Consider the following 18,577-nt stretch of genomic DNA (forward strand, 5'->3'; position numbering starts at 1 on the left):
ATTTACAGGAAATTTGATCCAGTATATTGCCACTCCATGCCCGCCAAGCCACGAGGTTCGAGACAATCCGCCACACCTCCCGCGACGAAACAGGATTCCATCAACGAGGATCTCGGACGACGCGTGAAGAAGCTGCGCGGAGATCGCGGCTGGTCTCTGGAGGAACTGGCTTCCGCCAGCGGCGTGAGCCGGTCGATGCTGAGCGAGATCGAGAGGGAACGCGCGAACCCGACCCTGAGCGTGACCTACCGGATCGCCAGCGCGTTCGGTCTGACGCTTCAGGAACTCATCGAGAGCGCGGACTCCGCGTCATCCATCCAGATCATCCGGGCGAACGAGCGCGCGCAGATTTTCCGCAAGGACAAGCAATGCCAGATCCGCACCCTTTCGCCGCTGAACATGGAGAAGGATGTGGAATTTTATGAAGTGCGTCTGCCCGTGAACGGCGCGCTCCGCAGCCAGCCGCACGTGGATGGCACCCGGGAATTCCTGACGGTGGAGGAGGGGAGTGTGGAGCTGGAATCCGGCAGCTCGAGGGAGGTTCTGGGAAAAGGAGATTCCGCCACCTATCGTGCGGATGTGGACCATACGATCGCGAACACCGGCAAGGCGGAAGCGTTGTTGTTCCTGGTGGTGATTTATCGGTGAGATTGCAAGGGACGTGACAGTCCTTGAAGTGGTCCGGAGTTCACGCCTTCAGCGTGCTCTTCCGAATGGACAACGGGGGTTTTGACAGAGCCGGGCTCATGAACAGTCGTGAACTGGTGAAGGAGCGGAGGTTTGTGAAAGCAGCTTGCCCATTCATCCGCCCCTTCGTTGTTTAGGGCTGATGAAAGAGCTCAGGTCTGTGAAAGAGCAAACTGAAGAGGCTGTCGGAAAACTAAAAACCATCGTTTGTCGTGCGGGTCGGAGTGGCGGAACGCGTCCGCCACTCCGACCCGCACCATGGGACAATCCGGGCCATAGGGTCTCATCACCCTGGGAATGGGACGATTGTGGTGATCCGGAGAACCTGAAAGCAATTCCCGTTCACGCCGACAGGCCGTTCACCCTTGTTCGTTTTTCGAGAACCACGTCTGCCGCACGGGCGGACACGTTCCGCCGCTCCGGTTCACACCGCCACAGGTGGCTCCTGCCGTTTTCCGACAGCCTCTGAAGCTTTAACTCCGGGCGGCGTTTTGGAGAATCGCCGTCGCTTTTATTCGAATGACTGCCGGCGACTTCATCGGAATGCCTCTTCCACGTTCAATGCGCTTGCAGGGCCGAATGCGGGGCGTGGGTTGATCCGGCCGTCGCCATCTCCCCTGGCTTCACTGCGGCGATCCTGCTGGGACGGATGTGCGAACGCTCGTTGAGAAAGGTGAGAAGGTGGTTGCGGATTTCCAGATACCGGGGATCCGCCATCACTTCCGCACGCACGCGTGGCCGGGCGAAAGGGATGGTGAGGATGTCGCCGACCTCCGCTTCAGGTCCGTCCGTCATCATCACGACACGATCAGAAAGGAAGATGGCTTCGTCCACATCGTGCGTGACCATGAGGGTGGTGAGCTTGTTCCTGCGCCATAGGGCCAGCAGGACTTCCTGCAGTTCCATTTTAGTAAGGGAATCGAGCATGCCGAAGGGTTCGTCCAGCAGGAGCATCTTCGGTTGGAGGGCGAAGGCGCGTGCGATGCCGACGCGCTGGCGCATGCCTTGGGAGAGATCCGCCGGGTATTTGTGCATCGCGTTTCCGAGGCCGACCACCGAGAGATAATATTCCGCCAGTTCCCGGCGTTCCTGTTTGGACGCGGTGTAATAGACCTGGTTGACGCCGAGCATGACGTTTTCAAACGCGGTCATCCAAGGCAGCAGGCACGGCGATTGGAAGACGACGCCGCGGTCCGGACCGGCCTCGTTGGTTTCCTTGCCGGCGAGGATCATGGCGCCATCGGTGGCATCCGTAAGTCCGGCCACCATCGAGAGCACGGTGGATTTTCCGCAACCGGAGTGGCCGATGAGGGTGATGAATTCTCCGGCCGCGAAGTTCAGCGTGAAGTCCTTCACGATGACGGCGGGGCCTTTGGGCGTGGGATAAGCCTTGGACAGCTTGAAAAGTTCGAGAACGGGTGCGGTGCTCATGATGCTTCGATGCTGAGTTCCTCACGCTCCAGTTGTGAGCGTCTGCGAGGGGTGGGGCGGTTGAACAGGGAGGATGCGCGGCGGTGCGCGAGGTCTTCCGGAAGGATGTCCGGAGCCGCGAGCTTTTTGGTGACCGTAGGCGCGGTGTCGCGTTTCGCATTCAACAGCGTCTCGACGAGTTGGAGCTTGAGATCCTTGAATTCGAGGGATTTCAACACCTCGTTGCGCAGGCGCGGACGCGGAATGTTTACGGAAATTTCACCGCCGAGGGTCGCACCATCGCGACCGGGGAGCAGCGGGATGACCCGGTCCGCGACCAGCAGCGCCTCATCGGGGTCGTTGGTGATCCAGATGACGGTGGTGCGGTTCTTGTGCCAGATGTCGGCGATCTCATCCTGCAGGGTCGCGCGGGTGAGGGCGTCCAGGGCAGAAAGCGGTTCATCCAACAGGAGGATGCGGGGATTCGCCGCGAGGGTGCGTGCGACGGACACGCGTTGGCGCATGCCGCCGGAAAGCTCCTTGGGATACTTGTGGGAGGCCGGGGTGAGCTTCACCATGTCCACGTATCTCGCGGTATGTTCCTTCCGCTCCCGCGCGCTCTTGTCCGGGAAAAGCTGGTCCACGGCGAGCCGGACGTTTTCCGAAACAGTGAGCCATGGAAGCAGGGAGTAGTTTTGGAAAACGATGCCGCGCTCCGGCCCGGGACCGTCGATGGTTTTTCCATCCATCATCGCGGACCCTGCGGATGGTTTCAGCAGGCCCGCGATGAGATTGATGAGCGTGCTCTTGCCGGTGCCGGAGTAGCCGATGATGGAAACGAAGTCACCTTCACGCACCGTGAGATCAACATTCCGCAGGACGGTGGCAAGTTCATGGGCGCGGCCGAAAGTCTTCGTGACGCCGGAGAGTTCGAGGATGGGTGTCATAGGTCGTTGGGGCTTCCATGTTGCATCAGGCCGAGCGGAAACGTCCTTCGATCATGCTCATCGCGCGGTCCAACACATAGCCGATGAATCCGATGGTGAGGATGGAAAGAATGATGTGGGCGTAGCTGTTCGCGTTGTACTGCTGCCAGAGGAATCCGCCGACACCGGGCTTTCCGATGAGCATCTCCACCGCCACAATGACCAGCCAGGCGATCCCCAGCGACAGCCGGAACCCGGTGAACATGTAAGGCAGTGCGGAAGGAATGAGGATCTTGAAAAGGGTCTTGGTCTTCGAGAGTTTCAGAACCCGTGCCACGTTCAGGTAATCCTGAGGCACAGCCCTGACGCCCACCGCCGTATTTAGCACCGTGGGCCACATGGCGCAGATGGCGATGGTGAAGAGGGCCGCGGCATCGGAGGTACCGAAGACCGAACGGCCATCCGCATCCATGATTTTCAGGCCGCTGAAGAGGACCATTCCAAGAGGCAGCCAGGCAAGCGGCGACACGGGGCGCAGGATCTGGATGATCGGGTCAAACGCACGGGTGAAGTTCTTTGACAACCCAAGGAGAAAACCGATCGGTGTGCCGAGAAGCAGCGCGATGGCATATCCTTGGGCGACGAGCTTCAGGGACAACCACGCGAAGCGGAGAATCCCCTGGTCCAGTTCGCCACGTTTCGCGAAAGGCTCCACGATGTAGGGCTTGCTGGCGGTCCATGTCTCGGCGGGAGAGGGGAGATTCTTGGACAATCCGAAACGTTCGGTTTTCGTGACCTTGTCACCCCAGTCGTCGATGGAGACAGTGGTCTTCCCATGCCCGGCGATCAGCGCCCAGCCGCCGAGGCAGATGAGCAACGCGATGAGCGGGAGGAGAATGGCGTCGAGCCTGAGTTGGTAGAAGAGTTTCATGGTATTGTTCTGTGAGGGTGGACCATCGCTGATCCACCCGTTCATCCACGCGGAACGGATCCCGCGCTCCATCGATGTCAGCCCTTGATCGTTTTCACCGAGAAGGAGGCGGCATAGGCTTCCATGTCACCGGCGGGATCGAACACTCCTCCGTCGAAGAACGTGTCCTTCTCCTTACTGGCACCGCCATGGGCGTATCCGATCTCCTTCATCGCCTCCTCGTAAATGTCGGAACGCATGACCTGTTTGGCGATGCCTTCGTAGTCGGGCGCGCCCTCGGTGAAGCCCCAGCGGCGGAGCTGGGTAAGCCACCATTTTCCATACTTGAGCTGTGGGTAGTTGCAGTTCCTGTCGCTGAAGATCATGTAATTCGGATCCCGGACCTTGCGGCCGTCCCCCATGTCATACTTGCCTTGAAGTCTTGGCAGAATGGCTTCCGGCGGACAGTTGATGTAGGTCGGCGCGCTGACGATTTTCGCCTGCTCGGGGCGGTTGTCCATCTTGTCCAGCCAGACGCTGGCCTCGTGAAGCGCCTTGAGCACCGCCTTCACGGTCTTGGGATTCTTCGCGGCGAACTCCTCGGTGAAGGCACAGACTTTCTCCGGATGATCTTTCCAGATGTCCTGGGTATTGATCGCAGTGAAACCGATCTCATCCTTGATTGCCTTGCCATTCCAAGGTTCTCCCACACAGAAGCCGTCCATCTTTCCCGCCTGCATGTTCGCCACCATCTGTGGGGGCGGGATCGTGATGAGCGAGATGTCCGCTCCGGCACCCGCCGCGTCGCCGGGATGGATGCCACCGGCGGCAAGCCAGTAGCGCAGCCACATGGCATGGGTGCCCGGTGGGAATGTCATGGCGAAGGACATGGGGGAACCCTTCGCCTTCGCCGCATCCACCAGAGGTTTGAGAGCCTTGGGATCCGCGGCGACCTTGCCCTTGAGCGAGCTGGCCAGGCTGATGGATTGTCCATTGCGGTTGAGAATCCACGGCGCGATCATCGGCTTCTTCGGAGCACCTCCGAGACCCATGGTGGAGGCGATCGGCATGCCCAACAGCATGTGGGTTGCCTGAATGTCGCCATTGGAAAGCGAGTCCCGGATGGCCGCCCAGCTCGCGCCTTTGGTCACTGTGGAGTTGATGCCATATTTTTTGAACAGGCCCTTTTCATGAGCGATGATGATAGGCGAACAATCGGTCAGGGCGATGATTCCGAAGTTCACATTCGGCGACTCCGGAGCTTCACCGGACGTTTGGGCTCCCAGCCAGCCGGCAGGCAGACCGGAGGCGAGAAGTCCGAGCGCGGTGGTCTTCGTGGAAGTGGAGAGGAACTTCCGGCGGGTGAGGGAGGATTGTGTTTCCATGGTTTGTCGGGTATGTCGTCCGTCAACAAAGCGGCATGGATGCCAAATGAAATTCTATGGAATCAACCGGAACGATGTATCTTCATCATGGAAATGAAGTGGGTTCATGCACCTTGCGAACACAGCGTGGCGGCATGGAACAGGTCTTCCCGATAGATACGTGAAAGCGAGCCGGCCGTGACATCCGGCAGTATGCCGATGCCGCGCAGACCCGCGAGAACCCATGATGCCTTCTCCACCGTCGGGCGGTTCACGGACTCACCATGAAAGACATGAAACGCTGTGTGATTCGAGGAGCCGATGCCGGTGTTGAACTGTCCGCTGAGGCTGTTCCTCAGGATCCGCTCGGATGCTCCCGTATACTCCTTGAGGGCCAGGATAGAGATCATTTCATTTCTGAAACCCGGATCCTGGCATAACTTGCATGCGTCCAAAAGAGCCGCGGCCAATGCGGTGGATTCATCCTTGCGCTCGCGCAGGAATTTCCCGGAGAGCAGAAGGACCTTCTCGGGATGCCCATGGGAAAGATCCGAAGAGGTGGCCGGACACCAGCCCGTGCCAGCGAGAATCGACTCCGAATTCCATGGCTCCCCCACACAGTACCCATCGATATGCCCCGCCTTCAGGTGGCGCGGCATGAGAGGCGGGGGAAGGAAAATGATTTCCACGTCCGACGGCGTGGAAAGGCCGTGCCGCCTGAGCCATTGGTTGAGCAGGATATGATGTGACGAGTAACGATGCGTCGCGGCAAGGGTGAAAGGCCGGTCCTTCTTCCAAGAGTGGGTGAGGTATTTCTGCAGTCCTTCGCCCTTTCCTATATCCGAGGTTTTCAGTTCGCTGGACAGGGTGATGGCGTTGCCGTGGAGATTGAGGATCAGGGGAACCGCGACTTCACAGCGAAGCTCGCCCAGCCCCATTCCGAGGGCGAATGCGATGCCCGCGATGGATTGGGCGGCTTCAAGATCCCCATAGAACATCTTGTCCCTCACGCTCGCCCAGCCGAGTTCGCGGGAAAGGACGACGTTGAGTCCGTAACGTTCGAAAATCCCCGTCTCCTTCGCAACCGCGATGGGGGCGCAGTCACTCAAGGGGACATATCCCAAACGGATCGAGTGTTTGCCACTGGTCTGGCTTCCGGAAATTTCCATGAGGCCTCTCAAAGCGCGTGGAATGCCAAAGGTGACAATTTGGCACAAGCACTGCTCATGGCAAAACAACTTTCAATGAAAGCGGTTCATTTATGGAGTGGGTTCCTGATTTAAGACAGTTGAGGGCATTTGTTGCCGTGGTGGAAGAAGGCAGTTTCACGCTCGCCGCCCGCAGGATATTCGTGACGCAGTCGGCTGTGAGTCATTCACTCAGAACATTGGAAGAGCAACTTTCATGCCGCCTGCTGGACAGGACCGGGAAACGGGTGGCGGTCACCGCGGAAGGGGAACTCCTGCTCCGGCGATGCAAGCGGGTGATTTTCGAACTGGAGCAGGCGAGCCGCGATCTCGATGGATTGCGCCGCTGGGGACAAACCCGCATCCGCATCGGAGCTCCCCACAGCCTCTGTCACTTTCTCATCCCTTCTGTGCTGCGCGAGTTCCGCGATTGCTTTCCCCGATGCGAACCGGTCATCGAGGCAGGCGACACCACCGTGCTTCTGGACCGCCTGGCTGGTGCGGATCTCGATCTGGTGGTCGGACTGAAGCCAAGGGGCAGGGGAGATGAGGGTTACCGCCCCATGTTCAAGGACCGTCTGGCATTCGTGGTATCACCCTTCCATCCTTGGGCGGGGGATCATTCGTCGGTGCTCTCCACGATCAACGACCACCAGTTCATCATCTATGCTAAGGCCACCGAGACCCACCGTCTGATCGAAGATTGGCTGGAACAAAAAGGAGGACGGGGCAAGAAGCCGCTGGTCCTAGGCGACATGCAGGCCATCAAGGAAATGGCGAAACTCGGAATCGGCGTGGGGATAGTCGCTCCCTGGGTGGCCGCACGGGAGATCGCGGACGGCAGCCTGAAGGTGGTGAACATCAACGAACCCGGCATCGAACGCGAATGGGGCGTCTTCCACTCGCCGAAACGGGAACCGAGCCTGGTTGAGGAAGCGTTCATCGGTCTTTGTGAAATGGCGTTCGCCGCGATGCCCAGCAGCCTGACCGAGTGACAGGAAACGGGCCACTCCGTGTTACCGGAACGGCCCGCACCACTCAACAACCTACAACCAAAAACTCAGAAAGTGTAGTCCAGTTCGATGGATACGCGGGTGGCCGTCGGGAGTCCCGGCGAACCGGAAGGTCCGACGTAGGCATCCCCTTCGGACTCGAACTGGGCGAATTTGGCGATTGCGGTGAAGTTGTCGTCGAACTTCTTGGTAAGCACCGAATCATATTCCCATCCGTAGCCGCTGGAGATCTCGTTGTCCCCCATGGCATGCAGCACGTTCGTCCACTTGATACCGTAAAAGAGCGGGATGGTGTGCGAAACGTAGAGATCCGTGAGACCGTTGTGGGCACCGGACAAGCGGGCGCCGTCGGTGACATCCGCGAAGCCGTTGAACGCATGCACCGTGGCGAGCGGGGTCTTGAATCCTGCATCAAGATGTTCGAGGCCCACCGTCAGCGACTGCTTTCCGAAGGTCTTCGTTGCGGTGGCGTGACCATACAGCGCGTCTTGCTCTCCCAGCACACCGGCCTTGTCCTGGAAGGCCAGCTCGCCATACAGCACCACGCCACCGAGCGTTCCCTTGGCGCTCGCACCGAAGGTGTTGTTATCCCATGCCCCGAGTTCCTCGAAGTTCATGATATAGGCGTAACCGCCGAGCGTCACACCGCCGAAACCCGTATAGGAGGCATTGAGGAGGTGGATTTCGGATTGAAGATCCTGGACATTTGCGAAGCCCGGCAGGAAGCCGATTTCGGAATCGGCGTCCGAACCGAAGATACGGTTCACCTGGTTGATATAGCCGTAGTTCAAGGTGAGTCCGTCGATCGACTTGTTCGCCAACGTGATGCCATCATAGGTTTGTTCATTCTGGCGCCAGCCCACATTGCCAATGAATGCCGCGTTGTCGTAGATCAGGCGCTGCCGGCCGATCTTGGCCGTGGTGTCGAAGCCTTCGTATTGCAGGAAAGCTTGGTTCAACTCGTTGGTCTCCGGGTCGAAGATGGCGGTGTTGGCCGGGTCGAACGGGTCGGCCGTAGGACCGGCGCCTCCGTTGTAGTCATCGATCACGGCCTGGCTGAACTCACCTTCGATCAACGCGCTGAACCCATTCCATGCCTTGGTTTTGAGTCCCAGACGCTCGCGGACCGTCAGGGCATGGGAGGGGTCGAAGGCATCCACATCGCCGAACTCATAGCGGGCACGGATGTCGATGACGGGTTTGATCCATGGCTCGGGCTTGGCGGCAAGCGTGGATTCCAAATCGGGAGTTCCCGCATGGAGCAGGCCGGCGGTGGATAAGAACAATGCGAATGGCGTCTTCATGAGTGTGTTTTTTGCGTGAACGGGGGAGCACCCCACACACCTCCATAAAGCGTGCGCCCTGCCACATTCCCGGCCGCCGGTCCGAAATGGGTGAAGCGTATTCCACCACCACATGAGGGCCAATCATGCGATAATGGCCAAAATGAAAACGCCGCCGTCGCGAATGACGGCGGCGCGGAGGGAAACCGGCTTTCCTATTTTTGGAACCTCACGGCGTGGGAGCCTGGATGAAGTTCACAATGTCCTTGCGGCATTTGATCAGGTCCGGTGGATTGAGGTAGAACATGTGACCGCCATCATAGTAGGTGGTCGAAATGTTCTTCCGGGCGTTTTCCGGAAGATTCAACATGTGGCGGACGGAATATGCCACGCCGGTCGGAGGCGTGGCGAGATCGGTGTATCCTCCCATCACAAGCACGCGGAGTTTCGGATTGTCGCGCATCGCGGTGGCGAGGCGTCCGCTGAGATTGACCACGGAGTTGCTCGTATTCCACTTCCAGGGCTGGACCTTGCTCGTCAGGATTTCGTAAGGCTGTTCTTCCTTGTAGCCCAGATCACGTCCCAGATAATCCATCATCGCGGTGGCGAAGGCCCCGTAGGCGAGGGAATAAGAGGGATCGTATTCCGGTGTACTGGCGGCCTTGTCCGTGGTATCCCACGCGACACGCGCGTCAAACCGTCCGACAACCTTTCCCTCACTCCGCAGGAGTTCGCTACGGAAGGATGTGGAGTCCAGACGCAGGTCGTGCTGGATCCATATGGCGGCGCCGACTCCGGTGAATTTCTCCAGCTTCGCGGCGACGGCATCGCGTGTGGCAGGATCCAGATCGGAACCCTTGAGCAAGGCCGCCGCATATTCGCCGAACGCGAATGCGGTGCTGTCCTTCACGAGTTGATCGCGATCCCCGGTGATCTTCTTGTGGAAGTGGGCGGTGCCGACAAGCGATGGCAGGAAAACCTGATAAGCAAGATCGTTCCCTTGGGCGGGCTGGAGCGTGGAGAAATCCAGCAAGGTCGAGAGCATCACCACGCCATTGAGGCTCATTCCATAGCGGTTTTGCAAATGATGGGACAACCCGGCCGCCCGGATGCCTCCGTAGGATTCTCCCAACAGATACTTGGGCGAGGCCCAGCGCTCGTGCTCGCTGACCCAGCGGCGGATGAAGTCTCCGACCGATTGGATGTCTTCGTCCAGTCCGTGGAAATCACCGGGCTGGACGTCCTTCTCCGCACGGCTGTAACCAGTGGATACAGGGTCGATGAACACCAGATCGCAAACATCGAGGATGCTCAGGGGATTTTCTGTTAGATGGACAGGCGGGGAGGGGGGCTGCGTGCCGTCGCCCGTGAGCTTGACGATCTTCGGGCCCAGCACACCGATGTGGAGCCACACGGCGGACGATCCGGGACCTCCATTGAAGGCGAACATCACCGGCCGCGTCGTCGGATCATTGGAATCCGTGCGCTCGTAGCTCACGTGGAAAATGGACGCGCGCGGCTTGCCGTCGTCAGCCTTGAGCTGGAGTTTTCCGGTGGTGACCTTGTAAGGAACCTTTTTCCCATCGATCGTCACACTCGACTCACGTGTGGTAGGCTCCGCGGCTTTCGCCGGCGCGTCATCTTTTTTGGCGTCATTGGATTTTTCCGGCTCCGCGGCCACAGAGGCAATCAGACTCAGGGAACAACAAACTGGGAGAATGAATCGTCGCATGGGTAAACCCTAGGCAGCTGAATTTCCGTTGTCGATGGCATGTCATGGCTGAGGACCGCCAAATAAACCGGAAATCCGTCCGAGACCCGCCAAACGCAAGGAATAGCGAGGGATCCGTGCTTCCACCTGTGTTCAAATGCAGGCCATTTACTACTTGTTACAATATATGTAATGCGGAGTCAAATATTGCACGTTCCAGAACCAGCATCAGGAACGTCTGTCCGGCCACGTCACCGGAGCAGCGCGCTTGCGGTCCACAGCATCGGTGACTGGCCGTGGAGGTCCCCTGCTGTCCTCGGGCGGTCGAGATAGAATTGTTCGGAGAATCCCTTGTCGGTGCCGATGCACACCTCCCGTAGATTCGCGTCTTCGTCCAAGTGCGCGACGAGGGCGAGCCATGCCCTGCGGGCTGCCGGACCGTAGGATTTTTCATCCAACCAGCCGTTTTTGACTCCTGTCACCATGGAAAAGGCGAACATTGCTGTTCCGGATGTTTCCGGCCATGATTCCGGCTTGTCGATGAGCTGCCGCCACATTCCCGCTTCAGTCTGGTTTGCGAGAAGAGCCGCCATCATCTTGCGATAACCTTCGAGCAATCTAGCGCGCCGGGGGTGGTTTTCCGGCAACGACCGAAGCAATTCCGCCGATCCGGCGGCCATCCAGCCATTACCCCTGCCCCAGAAGAAATGCGCGTTCGTGCCGTGATAAAACAGGCCGTTCGGCTCCTGCATCCTGTCGAAATAGGCGGCCATCGTAAGTGCCGCGCGGTCGAGGTATTTCATGTCCCCCGATGCCCGGTAGGCCTGGGTCTGAATGAGCGGGATCATGTACATGTCATCGATCCAATAACGCGCCTCGGCGGTGATGCCGTCCGGTGTGGGATTTTCCCATTGCGCGTCCGCGAGCGAAAGCCCGAGTGTCCTGCAACGCTCGTCCTTGTTCTCCAGATAGATTTGCAGCGGAACCGCACCAAAGACCCGATAGTCCACATGTGCGACGCGGTTGATCCTCTGGGACCCGGGGTCCGACAGGAATGGCTCGAACTTCGCGATGAGCCGGTCCCGGAGGTTGATATCCTTGGTGAGATCCGCCACCGTCAGCGCACCATACCAGGAGATGACCTCCGGATAGATGACGCCAAGTTTCGCCTTCGCGGGATTGGTTTCGAAGCGGAATTTCCGGGGCAGGATGTTTTCAGAGATCCGCTTGCCCACCACTGCCGGCGACGCGCCTTCCGGCCAGTCCGTGAAGCAGGCGGGAGATTTCTCCCCGGCATTCGCAACCAGGGAAAACGCGGTTGAGCACAGCAGTGTTAGTATGACCGATTTCATGAAATTGTGACTGTGGAAAGCCCGGCCCGCACCCGGCATTCCTTGTGATTATGGCGCTGCGGTGATCTTCACCTCCAAGGGTGTGGCGAGGCTTTTCGCGGTCTCGCTGACATGGTTTTTCCAAGCCTCCGCGGTGGTGAACCTGCCCGCCTTGTCCCAGCAGAATCCCGCCCAGTAGGTGGCGACGTGGGATTTGTCGGTTTTGACGAGCGCCAATTGGTTCAGCTTGTCCTCAGCAAACTTTTCCAATCCGGCAGGAGCGGTGATGATCGCGAGGCCTTGATTCCCCGCCCCTTTCTCCATTTTTTCCCATTTTGCCAGCCAACCTTCCGCAGGATTTGATTCCACCACCTCGCCGGAAACCTTTTTCAGACCGGCGGCGGCGACCAGGTTGTCACCTCCGCTGATGGTGTAGCGGCTTTCGAAGCGGTCGAACTGTTGCCCGGCATCCAGCGAAACCCGTTTGGTCTCCTCCACCTGCGCACCACCGACGGCGAACGGCGCATACCTTAGTTCGAACAACACGCGGATCGGTCCGTTCGCCAGCACGTTCGAGCTGATGAAGTTTTTCGAAACCCATAACTTGTCCTCCGCCCACAGGCCGCTGCCACCGCAGCCACGGCTGAGTCCGGCGGAGTAAAAATCCGCGCCTTCACCGTGATCCGCATGGTAGTCGTCCGAGAGATACCAGTCGCTGATGACCATGCGTGGCGTGCGTTTGGACCAGATGTCGATGGTGCTGCTGGTGAGCGGTTCCCCCTTCCATGTTTCCAAGGCATGCCCGTAGGTGCGGTGGGCGATGAGATCGTTCTCCCAGGTGAAATCATCGAAACGTTCGCGGACGAAACGGCCGAACGCCTTGAACTGTTCCTTCTTGTAGACCTGTTTGGCACCGACGCCGAGGGTGAACGTCTTCGTCTCGCCGGCTGCGAAATCGGCCTGGAAAATGACGGCGTCGAAAGCACGCAGCTCATCGCCATCCAGATCGATGGCCTGGCAGAGCACCTCTTTCCCGCTGCCATCCTTAACGTGGACGAGATTGAGATTCTTCGCCCCCAGCGGTGCCAGATCCCTGGCGGAAACCTCGATGGTCTGGCTGCCACGAGCCGACGGGAGAGTGTTCGAGACGGTCACCTCAAGCGACGCAGCATCGCAGGTGGAAGCGATGGTTCCAATTGCAAGCCAGGCGGATTTTCTAAGAAATGATTTCATGGGTATTTGATAACGCCCGGCAGCGTGGCAATCCGTCGGCAGGCAGACGAGTGCAAACGCAGCGGTGTCGAAATTAGCCGCCCCCCGAAAACAGCGTCAAACGCCCAGATGGAGTAATGGAACACCTGAAAGAGTTGTCATCTGGCAGCGGATGATTTGTGGAAAATCACAAGCCCGGACTTGAAACCGCCGTCGCCAGAGGCGAAAAGTCCGCGCGATGAATTTCGATTTCGACACGCCCATCACCCGCCGTGGCACCGGCTGCATCAAGTATGACCGACGCCCGGAGCTCGATCCCTTCTGGGTCGCGGATATGGATTTCGCCTCGGCTCCGGCGATCCTGGAGGCGTTGCACAAGCGTGTCGATCACGGCATCTTCGGTTACGCCCAGGCTCATGAGGGGTTGAACTCCGCCATCCTGACCTACCTGCGGGATCGCCGGAACACGGACGTCCCCATCGACCACATCGTCCATCTCGGCGGCCTGGTGCCCGCGCTCTCGCTCTCCGCCCGGGCCTTCTGCAAGGCGGGCGATGCCGTGATGACCTGCACCCCGGTTTACCCGCCGTTCATCGGTGTCCACCACGACGCCCACGTTTCCCTGATCACCGTCGACCATGCAAAGGCTGACGGCCGCTGGGTGTTCGACTGGGAGGCCATGGAAAACGCCGTCACCCCCGAAACGAAGGTCTTTCTGCTTTGCAACCCGCAGAACCCCCTTGGACGCGTTTTCTCCGGTGAGGAAGTCGAGAAGCTTGCCCTGTTCTGCGAGACGCATGACCTCGTGCTGGTTTCGGATGAAATCCACTGCGATCTCATCTTCGACGAGGTCACGACGCCGCATTTCTCCGCGCTGAATCTGCCCGAGACGCTCGCCAAGCGCACGATCACCCTGCTGGCACCCAGCAAAACATGGAACATCGCCGGCCTCGGCTACGCGTTCGCGGTCATTCCGGACGACACGATCCGCCGCAAGTTTTCCGCCGCCCGCGGACACACTCTCAGCGAGATCAACGGACTCGCCTACTATGCGGCGGAAGCTGCCTACCGCGATGGTGAGCCATGGCGTCAGGAGTTGGTGAATTATCTCAAAGGGAATCGCGACCTGCTTGTCGAATTCATCAACACCCGCTGCCCCGGCATGTCCGTGAAACCGGGCGAAGCGACCTACCTCGCCTGGATCGACGCGCGTGGCCTGGGCCTCGAAAATCCCGCGCTGCATTTTGAGAAAAAAGCCGGATTGTTCTTGTCGGACGGGGCCTACTTCGGATGGCCCGGCTGGATCCGTTTCAATTTCGGCTGCCCGCGTGCGCGCATGCTTGAAGGGCTGGAGAAAATCGCGGCGGCCTTGTGACAGAACGATGAAAAGGGACCATTCCGCCTGACAAATCCGGACCCGCGCAACCGTTCATTTTTGCCGGTGGTTCCACGTCCTGCATAGGGATATGGGGATGACTCCCCTTCCCCTTCGCTTCTCATCACCTTCGGGTGACCGGTGCCTCAATCATCCAGCACACCGGTCAGCGGCCCCGCGAAGACGATGCGGTTGCCGTCCGGGTCTTCGATGATGGCCACCTCTCCAATGTCTTTCGAAGGTGTGTTGTAGGTCACGGCTATCCCTGTTTTCGCCAGTTCGGCCAGTTGCAGTTCCAGGCTCGCTACCGCCAGGATCACGGTGGACATCCCCGCCCGCTCCTCTTCCCGGAAAACCTCGATCCAGCCACCTTCCGGGAACTGCCACGCGGCCACACGATCCATCGGGCGGATGTCCGGCGGACGTCCGATCAATGCCTCATACCAGATGATGGCCGCGTCGATGTCCTTCACGGCAATGCCCGAGAGCGCGTTCCTGAAATTCATGGGAGTAAAATGGGTTTGGAATGAACAGCTTCATGAGCATTCCCCGTTCGGAACAAAATGAAAAGCATGAAGCGCGATTCTCTCACGACTCGAAGCCCGTGGGCTTGCGGCCACGGAGATAGTCGGAAGCGGACATCCGGCGGCCGCCGTCCGGTTGCACGGTCTCCAAACGGACCGCTCCCTTTCCGCAGCCGACGACGAGCTGTCCCCCGGCGGTGGATATCTCCCCTGCGGCGAGTTCCTCCGAGGATACGGATACGGGTGGAAAAATCTTCAATCGCTTGGACTGGCCGCCTTCGACGGCAAGGGTGAATGTCCCCGGCCACGGGTCATAGGCGCGGATGCGGCGCTCGATGGCGGTCGCGTCCTGCGTCCAGTCGATTTTCCCGTCGTCACGTTCCAACTTGGAAATGTAGGTGGAGGCGGATTCGTCCTGCGGATCGCGGGTCGTCAGGTTTTCGAGTGCCTCCGCCATTGCGAGCGGGGCGAGATCAGCCAGGCGGTCGTGAAGGGTTCCGCCGGTTTCGTCCGGGGAAATCGGGATCGACCGTTTGACAATCATGTCCCCGGCGTCGAGCTGCCGGACCACGTGCATGACGGTGATTCCGGTTTCTTGGTCTCCGGCATCGATGGCGGCCTGGATGCAGGCCGCACCACGGTATTTCGGCAACAGCGAGGCGTGGAGGTTGATGATCGCTTCGCTTGCGAGCGTAAGGATGTTTTTCCGCAGGATCTGACCGTAAGCCATGACAACGATGACTTCCGGACGGAGAGCCGCCAGATCGGAGGTGATGTCTCCGATTTTTTCCGGTTGATAGACAGGGACGCCCGCCGCGAGCGCCTCCACCTTGATGGCGGGCGGCGTGAGCTTCTGGTGACGACCCGTCGGTTTGTCCGGCTGGGTGACGAGCGCGAGCGGGCGCGGACCGTTTTCCAACAAATGACGGAAGGACGGAAGGGCGATGTCGCCGGTGGCGATGAAGATGAGCCGCATGTCTGAAAAAATCTGTTAGGCGATGTGCCGGGCCATCTGGTTGTAAATGGACAGGCTGGTGATGCGCTGGATCATTTCCGCCAGGACTTTCACCGGTGGTTGCGTGGCATCGATGGTGGTGATCATCTCATCCCGATAGAATTCGAGGATGGGCTTGGTCTCGGCCTCGTATGTCGCGATGCGCTGGTCGATGACCTTGTCGCTCGCGTCGTCGATGCGGTTGTCCTTCAGGGCGCGCTTGCGCATGCGGCGGGCGAGTTCGTTGCGGTTGGGGCACGAAAGGTGAAACACCTGATGGACCTCGATGTGGTTCTGGAGTATTTCCGCCTGGCGGACATTGCGAGGAATGCCGTCGAGGATGAGGAAATCGATGTCCGGTTTGTAAACATGCGTGTCCGCGAGATTGTCGAGCTGGGCCTTCCACAGCTCGATGGTCAGTTCGTCGGGAACCAGTTCGCCACGGCTTGAGTAGTCCACGAATTTCCGGCCCAACGCGGTGCGGGTGTCGAGCGAGCGGAAGACATCGCCACAAGCGCAGTGGAAGAAACGAGGAATGCTGCCGAGGATTTTCCCCTGGGTCCCCTTCCCCGAGCCGGGTGCTCCGAGGATGATGAAGGCGGGCCTTTTGTATGCGTGCTCGATGGATGACATTGATGAAAGAAAGATGGATCGGGACGAAGGCGGAACCGGAGGATTACGCGTCCCGGAGGCTGCTGTCAGGACTTGGACGCCGCAAGAAAAACAACGAACGGAATGAGCAGCGCGACATCCGCCAGAACCCTCAGGGCATCCATGGAAAAACGTGAGCGGGTCCGGTTGATGATGTGGAGGAGCGCCGCCCCCGTGAGGATGGCGTAGAAGAAGGGACGGGTGGCCAGTTCGTGGTCCCGGGCGGCGAAATAGATCGAGGAGCCTCCGAGCAGGGTAAGAGGGAGCGTGAGCGCGAGTTCATCGGAGGCTTTCACCTCCGGGTCGGATGAACGGCCTGCGTGTTCCCACAAGTCGATGGCGGAGATGTTCAGGACACAGAGCACCGCGAAACAGACCAACTGCGGGGACATGACAAACTCCCACCAGTCGAATGCCGTGTAAACGAAGGCGATGACGCTGGTGCCGAAACCAAAAGCGAGGCCCGCCATCACGTTCTTCGCATAAGGGATGTCGTTCGGACCTGTGGAGGAGTTTACGGAAAGGGCGAAAAAACCGATGACCAGGATGATGCCCAAGCCCGCATTTTCGAAGATCCTCATGGGCATGCTTCCGATGACGAGGATCATCGCAAGAATTCCGGCGAAGATCGCCGCAATGCGGAATAATTTCGCGTGCTTCCGGTGAAAGACATGACGGGATTCGAATCTCCCGCCGGTGCCATCCTGAATCGAGGAATCCAGCAGTCTGTCAGTCACATAGATGACCCAGACCACCAGCGCGAGCGCGATGTAGGAGATCCATGGCAGATAGTCCGCCCTCCATGTCTTCGCAAAAATGTAGAGCCAAGCCACCGCAACCAGCGGAGCATCCAGGCTCAGCAAGTTTGGGATGAGCCACAAGGGCTTACGCTGCTCGGAAGGCACGATGGGCGGAACATCCCCGACCATTGCCGTGATGGCAAGCGCTCTTTCACCCGGATGACAGGTCTATCGGCTGTGGCAGCGTTTCCCCCAAAGGGCGTGCTATGCCAGTCCCACGGCCTTCCTGACGCGGTCCAAGACCTTGGCAGCCTCTTCGCGGGCACGCAAGGCACCCGCCGCCAGCACCGCATCCACATAGCCCGGATCTGACAGGATCTCCGCACGGCGCGCGCGCATGGCGGAGAAGTAATCCCAGTAGGCTTCCGCAAGGCGCTTTTTCAAATCTCCATAGCCGCAGCCGCCTTTCTCATGATCCGCCACCATGGTGGCGTAGTCCTCCTCGCTGGCGAAGAGCTTGTAGAGAGCCAGAATGGTCGAGCCTTCCGTCGGTTTGGGATCTTCCACCGGAGTGGAGTCGGTGGTGATCTTCATGACGAGCTTCTTAAGCGGCTTCTCTTCGCCGAAGATGGGCAGCGTGTTGTTGTAGCTCTTGCTCATTTTCTGGCCGTCCAGGCCGACGACCAGCGCGGTATCCTCGCGGATGATGGGTTCCGGCAGGACAACGGTTCCCTCGCCATAGGCTTCGTTCAGCTTTACCGCGAGGTCGCGAGTGACCTCAAGATGCTGCTTTTGGTCCTTTCCAACGGGAACCTTGTTCGAGTCATACAGCAGGATGTCCGCAGCCATCAGCGCGGGATAGGCGAAGAGCGCGTGATTCGGGGAGATGCCATTCGCGATCTTGTCCTTATAAGAGTGGCATTTTTCCAACAATCCCATCGGGCACACCGTGGAAAGAATCCATGCGAGTTCGTTCACCTCCGGCACCGCGCTCTGGCGGAAGAACACGGCACGGGAAGGGTCCAATCCGCAGGCGAGGAAATCGGTCGCCAGTTCGCGCACGTTCACCCGCAGCGCGGCGGCATCGCGCGACGAGGTCATCGCATGGTAGTCGGCGATGAAATAGAAGGCCTCGCCTTCATCCTGAAGACGCACGGCGGGCTGCATCGCGCCGAAATAGTTGCCGATGTGGAGTTTTCCGCTGGGCTGAAGGCCAGTGAGAGTTCGCATGGCGCGGAGCATGGATTCGTCACGGGGAA

General features: G+C 59.2%; 17 protein-coding genes. 3 read left to right on the forward strand and 14 right to left on the reverse strand.

Translation table 11 applies throughout. From position 1 onward, the window contains the following. Positions 1–36 precede the first annotated feature (36 nt). On the forward strand, positions 37–648 hold the full coding sequence (locus tag JIN84_RS18555; protein WP_200352562.1) for a helix-turn-helix domain-containing protein: 612 nt from the start codon (positions 37–39) through the stop codon (positions 646–648). A 597-nt stretch (positions 649–1,245) separates the two neighbouring features. Here the strand turns inward: JIN84_RS18555 and JIN84_RS18560 are convergent. The 5 genes from JIN84_RS18560 to JIN84_RS18580 all read right to left on the reverse strand — a co-directional run bounded on the left by JIN84_RS18560 (position 1,246) and on the right by JIN84_RS18580 (position 6,466). After that, positions 1,246–2,118 carry an ABC transporter ATP-binding protein gene (locus JIN84_RS18560; protein WP_200352563.1) on the reverse strand — a complete coding sequence of 291 codons (873 nt, stop codon included), beginning with the start codon at positions 2,116–2,118 and terminating at the stop codon, positions 1,246–1,248. Next, positions 2,115–3,044 carry an ABC transporter ATP-binding protein gene (locus JIN84_RS18565; protein WP_200352564.1) on the reverse strand — a complete coding sequence of 310 codons (930 nt, stop codon included), beginning with the start codon at positions 3,042–3,044 and terminating at the stop codon, positions 2,115–2,117. Before JIN84_RS18565 ends, JIN84_RS18560 begins: the two co-directional genes overlap by 4 nt. Before the next feature lie 25 nt (positions 3,045–3,069). Beyond that, a complete protein-coding gene (ntrB, locus tag JIN84_RS18570) occupies positions 3,070–3,954 on the reverse strand; it encodes a nitrate ABC transporter permease (protein ID WP_200352565.1) in 885 nt (294 codons plus the stop codon). Positions 3,955–4,031: 77 nt separating this feature from the next. Beyond that, positions 4,032–5,318 carry a CmpA/NrtA family ABC transporter substrate-binding protein gene (locus JIN84_RS18575; RefSeq protein ID WP_200352566.1) on the reverse strand — a complete coding sequence of 429 codons (1,287 nt, stop codon included), beginning with the start codon at positions 5,316–5,318 and terminating at the stop codon, positions 4,032–4,034. Between the two features lie 104 nt (positions 5,319–5,422). Further along, entirely contained in the window at positions 5,423–6,466 is a 1,044-nt protein-coding gene (locus JIN84_RS18580; RefSeq protein ID WP_200352567.1) for an ABC transporter substrate-binding protein, read from the reverse strand. 119 nt (positions 6,467–6,585) lie between these two features. Here JIN84_RS18580 and JIN84_RS18585 point away from each other — a divergent pair, with 119 nt between their 5' ends. Continuing rightward, positions 6,586–7,479 (forward strand): LysR family transcriptional regulator, encoded by an 894-nt coding sequence (locus tag JIN84_RS18585; protein WP_200352568.1) that lies wholly within the window; start codon positions 6,586–6,588, stop codon positions 7,477–7,479. A gap of 65 nt (positions 7,480–7,544) precedes the next feature. On the opposite strand, the gene JIN84_RS18590 is transcribed toward JIN84_RS18585, so the two are convergent. The 4 genes from JIN84_RS18590 to JIN84_RS18605 form a co-directional block, all read right to left on the reverse strand. After that, entirely contained in the window at positions 7,545–8,801 is a 1,257-nt protein-coding gene (locus tag JIN84_RS18590) for an alginate export family protein (protein ID WP_200352569.1), read from the reverse strand. Between the two features lie 208 nt (positions 8,802–9,009). Beyond that, positions 9,010–10,512 (reverse strand): S10 family peptidase, encoded by a 1,503-nt coding sequence (locus JIN84_RS18595; RefSeq protein ID WP_200352570.1) that lies wholly within the window; start codon positions 10,510–10,512, stop codon positions 9,010–9,012. A 230-nt stretch (positions 10,513–10,742) separates the two neighbouring features. Next, positions 10,743–11,843, reverse strand: a complete 1,101-nt coding sequence (locus JIN84_RS18600; RefSeq protein WP_200352571.1) for a glycoside hydrolase family 88/105 protein — start codon at positions 11,841–11,843, stop codon at positions 10,743–10,745. Positions 11,844–11,891: 48 nt separating this feature from the next. After that, positions 11,892–13,055: a DUF4861 family protein gene (locus JIN84_RS18605; RefSeq protein WP_200352572.1), complete on the reverse strand. Its 1,164-nt coding sequence runs from the start codon at positions 13,053–13,055 to the stop codon at positions 11,892–11,894. Between the two features lie 217 nt (positions 13,056–13,272). Between JIN84_RS18605 and JIN84_RS18610 the strand changes: the two genes are divergently transcribed. Beyond that, a complete protein-coding gene (locus tag JIN84_RS18610) occupies positions 13,273–14,409 on the forward strand; it encodes a MalY/PatB family protein (protein ID WP_200352573.1) in 1,137 nt (378 codons plus the stop codon). A gap of 146 nt (positions 14,410–14,555) precedes the next feature. Here the strand turns inward: JIN84_RS18610 and JIN84_RS18615 are convergent, their stop codons facing one another. The 5 genes from JIN84_RS18615 to trpS form a co-directional block, all read right to left on the reverse strand. Then, entirely contained in the window at positions 14,556–14,915 is a 360-nt protein-coding gene (locus JIN84_RS18615) for a VOC family protein (RefSeq protein WP_200352574.1), read from the reverse strand. Between the two features lie 82 nt (positions 14,916–14,997). Further along, entirely contained in the window at positions 14,998–15,909 is a 912-nt protein-coding gene (gene fmt, locus JIN84_RS18620; protein ID WP_200352575.1) for a methionyl-tRNA formyltransferase, read from the reverse strand. A gap of 15 nt (positions 15,910–15,924) precedes the next feature. After that, the gene (locus JIN84_RS18625) at positions 15,925–16,560 is read right to left on the reverse strand and encodes an adenylate kinase family protein (RefSeq protein WP_200352576.1); all 636 of its coding nucleotides are present in this window, start codon (positions 16,558–16,560) and stop codon (positions 15,925–15,927) included. Between the two features lie 65 nt (positions 16,561–16,625). Continuing rightward, positions 16,626–17,441 carry a hypothetical protein gene (locus JIN84_RS18630; RefSeq protein WP_200352577.1) on the reverse strand — a complete coding sequence of 272 codons (816 nt, stop codon included), beginning with the start codon at positions 17,439–17,441 and terminating at the stop codon, positions 16,626–16,628. Positions 17,442–17,582: 141 nt separating this feature from the next. Continuing rightward, positions 17,583–18,548: a tryptophan--tRNA ligase gene (gene trpS / locus JIN84_RS18635; RefSeq protein ID WP_200352578.1), complete on the reverse strand. Its 966-nt coding sequence runs from the start codon at positions 18,546–18,548 to the stop codon at positions 17,583–17,585. Positions 18,549–18,577 lie beyond the last annotated feature (29 nt).

Origin of the sequence: Luteolibacter yonseiensis, assembly GCF_016595465.1 — a bacterium.
Lineage (GTDB): Bacteria > Verrucomicrobiota > Verrucomicrobiia > Verrucomicrobiales > Akkermansiaceae > Luteolibacter > Luteolibacter yonseiensis.

What these genes read in the sequence shown, in the direction of transcription:
- JIN84_RS18590 (WP_200352569.1), bottom strand. Translation starts at nt 8,801, where the DNA reads ATGAAGACGCCATTCGCATTGTTCTTATCCACCGCCGGCCTGCTCCAT.
- JIN84_RS18625 (WP_200352576.1), bottom strand. Translation starts at nt 16,560, where the DNA reads ATGTCATCCATCGAGCACGCATACAAAAGGCCCGCCTTCATCATCCTC.
- JIN84_RS18610 (WP_200352573.1), top strand. Translation starts at nt 13,273, where the DNA reads ATGAATTTCGATTTCGACACGCCCATCACCCGCCGTGGCACCGGCTGC.
- ntrB (WP_200352565.1), bottom strand. Translation starts at nt 3,954, where the DNA reads ATGAAACTCTTCTACCAACTCAGGCTCGACGCCATTCTCCTCCCGCTC.
- trpS (WP_200352578.1), bottom strand. Translation starts at nt 18,548, where the DNA reads ATGCGAACTCTCACTGGCCTTCAGCCCAGCGGAAAACTCCACATCGGC.
- JIN84_RS18560 (WP_200352563.1), bottom strand. Translation starts at nt 2,118, where the DNA reads ATGAGCACCGCACCCGTTCTCGAACTTTTCAAGCTGTCCAAGGCTTAT.
- JIN84_RS18580 (WP_200352567.1), bottom strand. Translation starts at nt 6,466, where the DNA reads ATGGAAATTTCCGGAAGCCAGACCAGTGGCAAACACTCGATCCGTTTG.
- JIN84_RS18600 (WP_200352571.1), bottom strand. Translation starts at nt 11,843, where the DNA reads ATGAAATCGGTCATACTAACACTGCTGTGCTCAACCGCGTTTTCCCTG.
- JIN84_RS18575 (WP_200352566.1), bottom strand. Translation starts at nt 5,318, where the DNA reads ATGGAAACACAATCCTCCCTCACCCGCCGGAAGTTCCTCTCCACTTCC.
- JIN84_RS18555 (WP_200352562.1), top strand. Translation starts at nt 37, where the DNA reads ATGCCCGCCAAGCCACGAGGTTCGAGACAATCCGCCACACCTCCCGCG.
- JIN84_RS18565 (WP_200352564.1), bottom strand. Translation starts at nt 3,044, where the DNA reads ATGACACCCATCCTCGAACTCTCCGGCGTCACGAAGACTTTCGGCCGC.
- fmt (WP_200352575.1), bottom strand. Translation starts at nt 15,909, where the DNA reads ATGCGGCTCATCTTCATCGCCACCGGCGACATCGCCCTTCCGTCCTTC.
- JIN84_RS18605 (WP_200352572.1), bottom strand. Translation starts at nt 13,055, where the DNA reads ATGAAATCATTTCTTAGAAAATCCGCCTGGCTTGCAATTGGAACCATC.
- JIN84_RS18595 (WP_200352570.1), bottom strand. Translation starts at nt 10,512, where the DNA reads ATGCGACGATTCATTCTCCCAGTTTGTTGTTCCCTGAGTCTGATTGCC.
- JIN84_RS18615 (WP_200352574.1), bottom strand. Translation starts at nt 14,915, where the DNA reads ATGAATTTCAGGAACGCGCTCTCGGGCATTGCCGTGAAGGACATCGAC.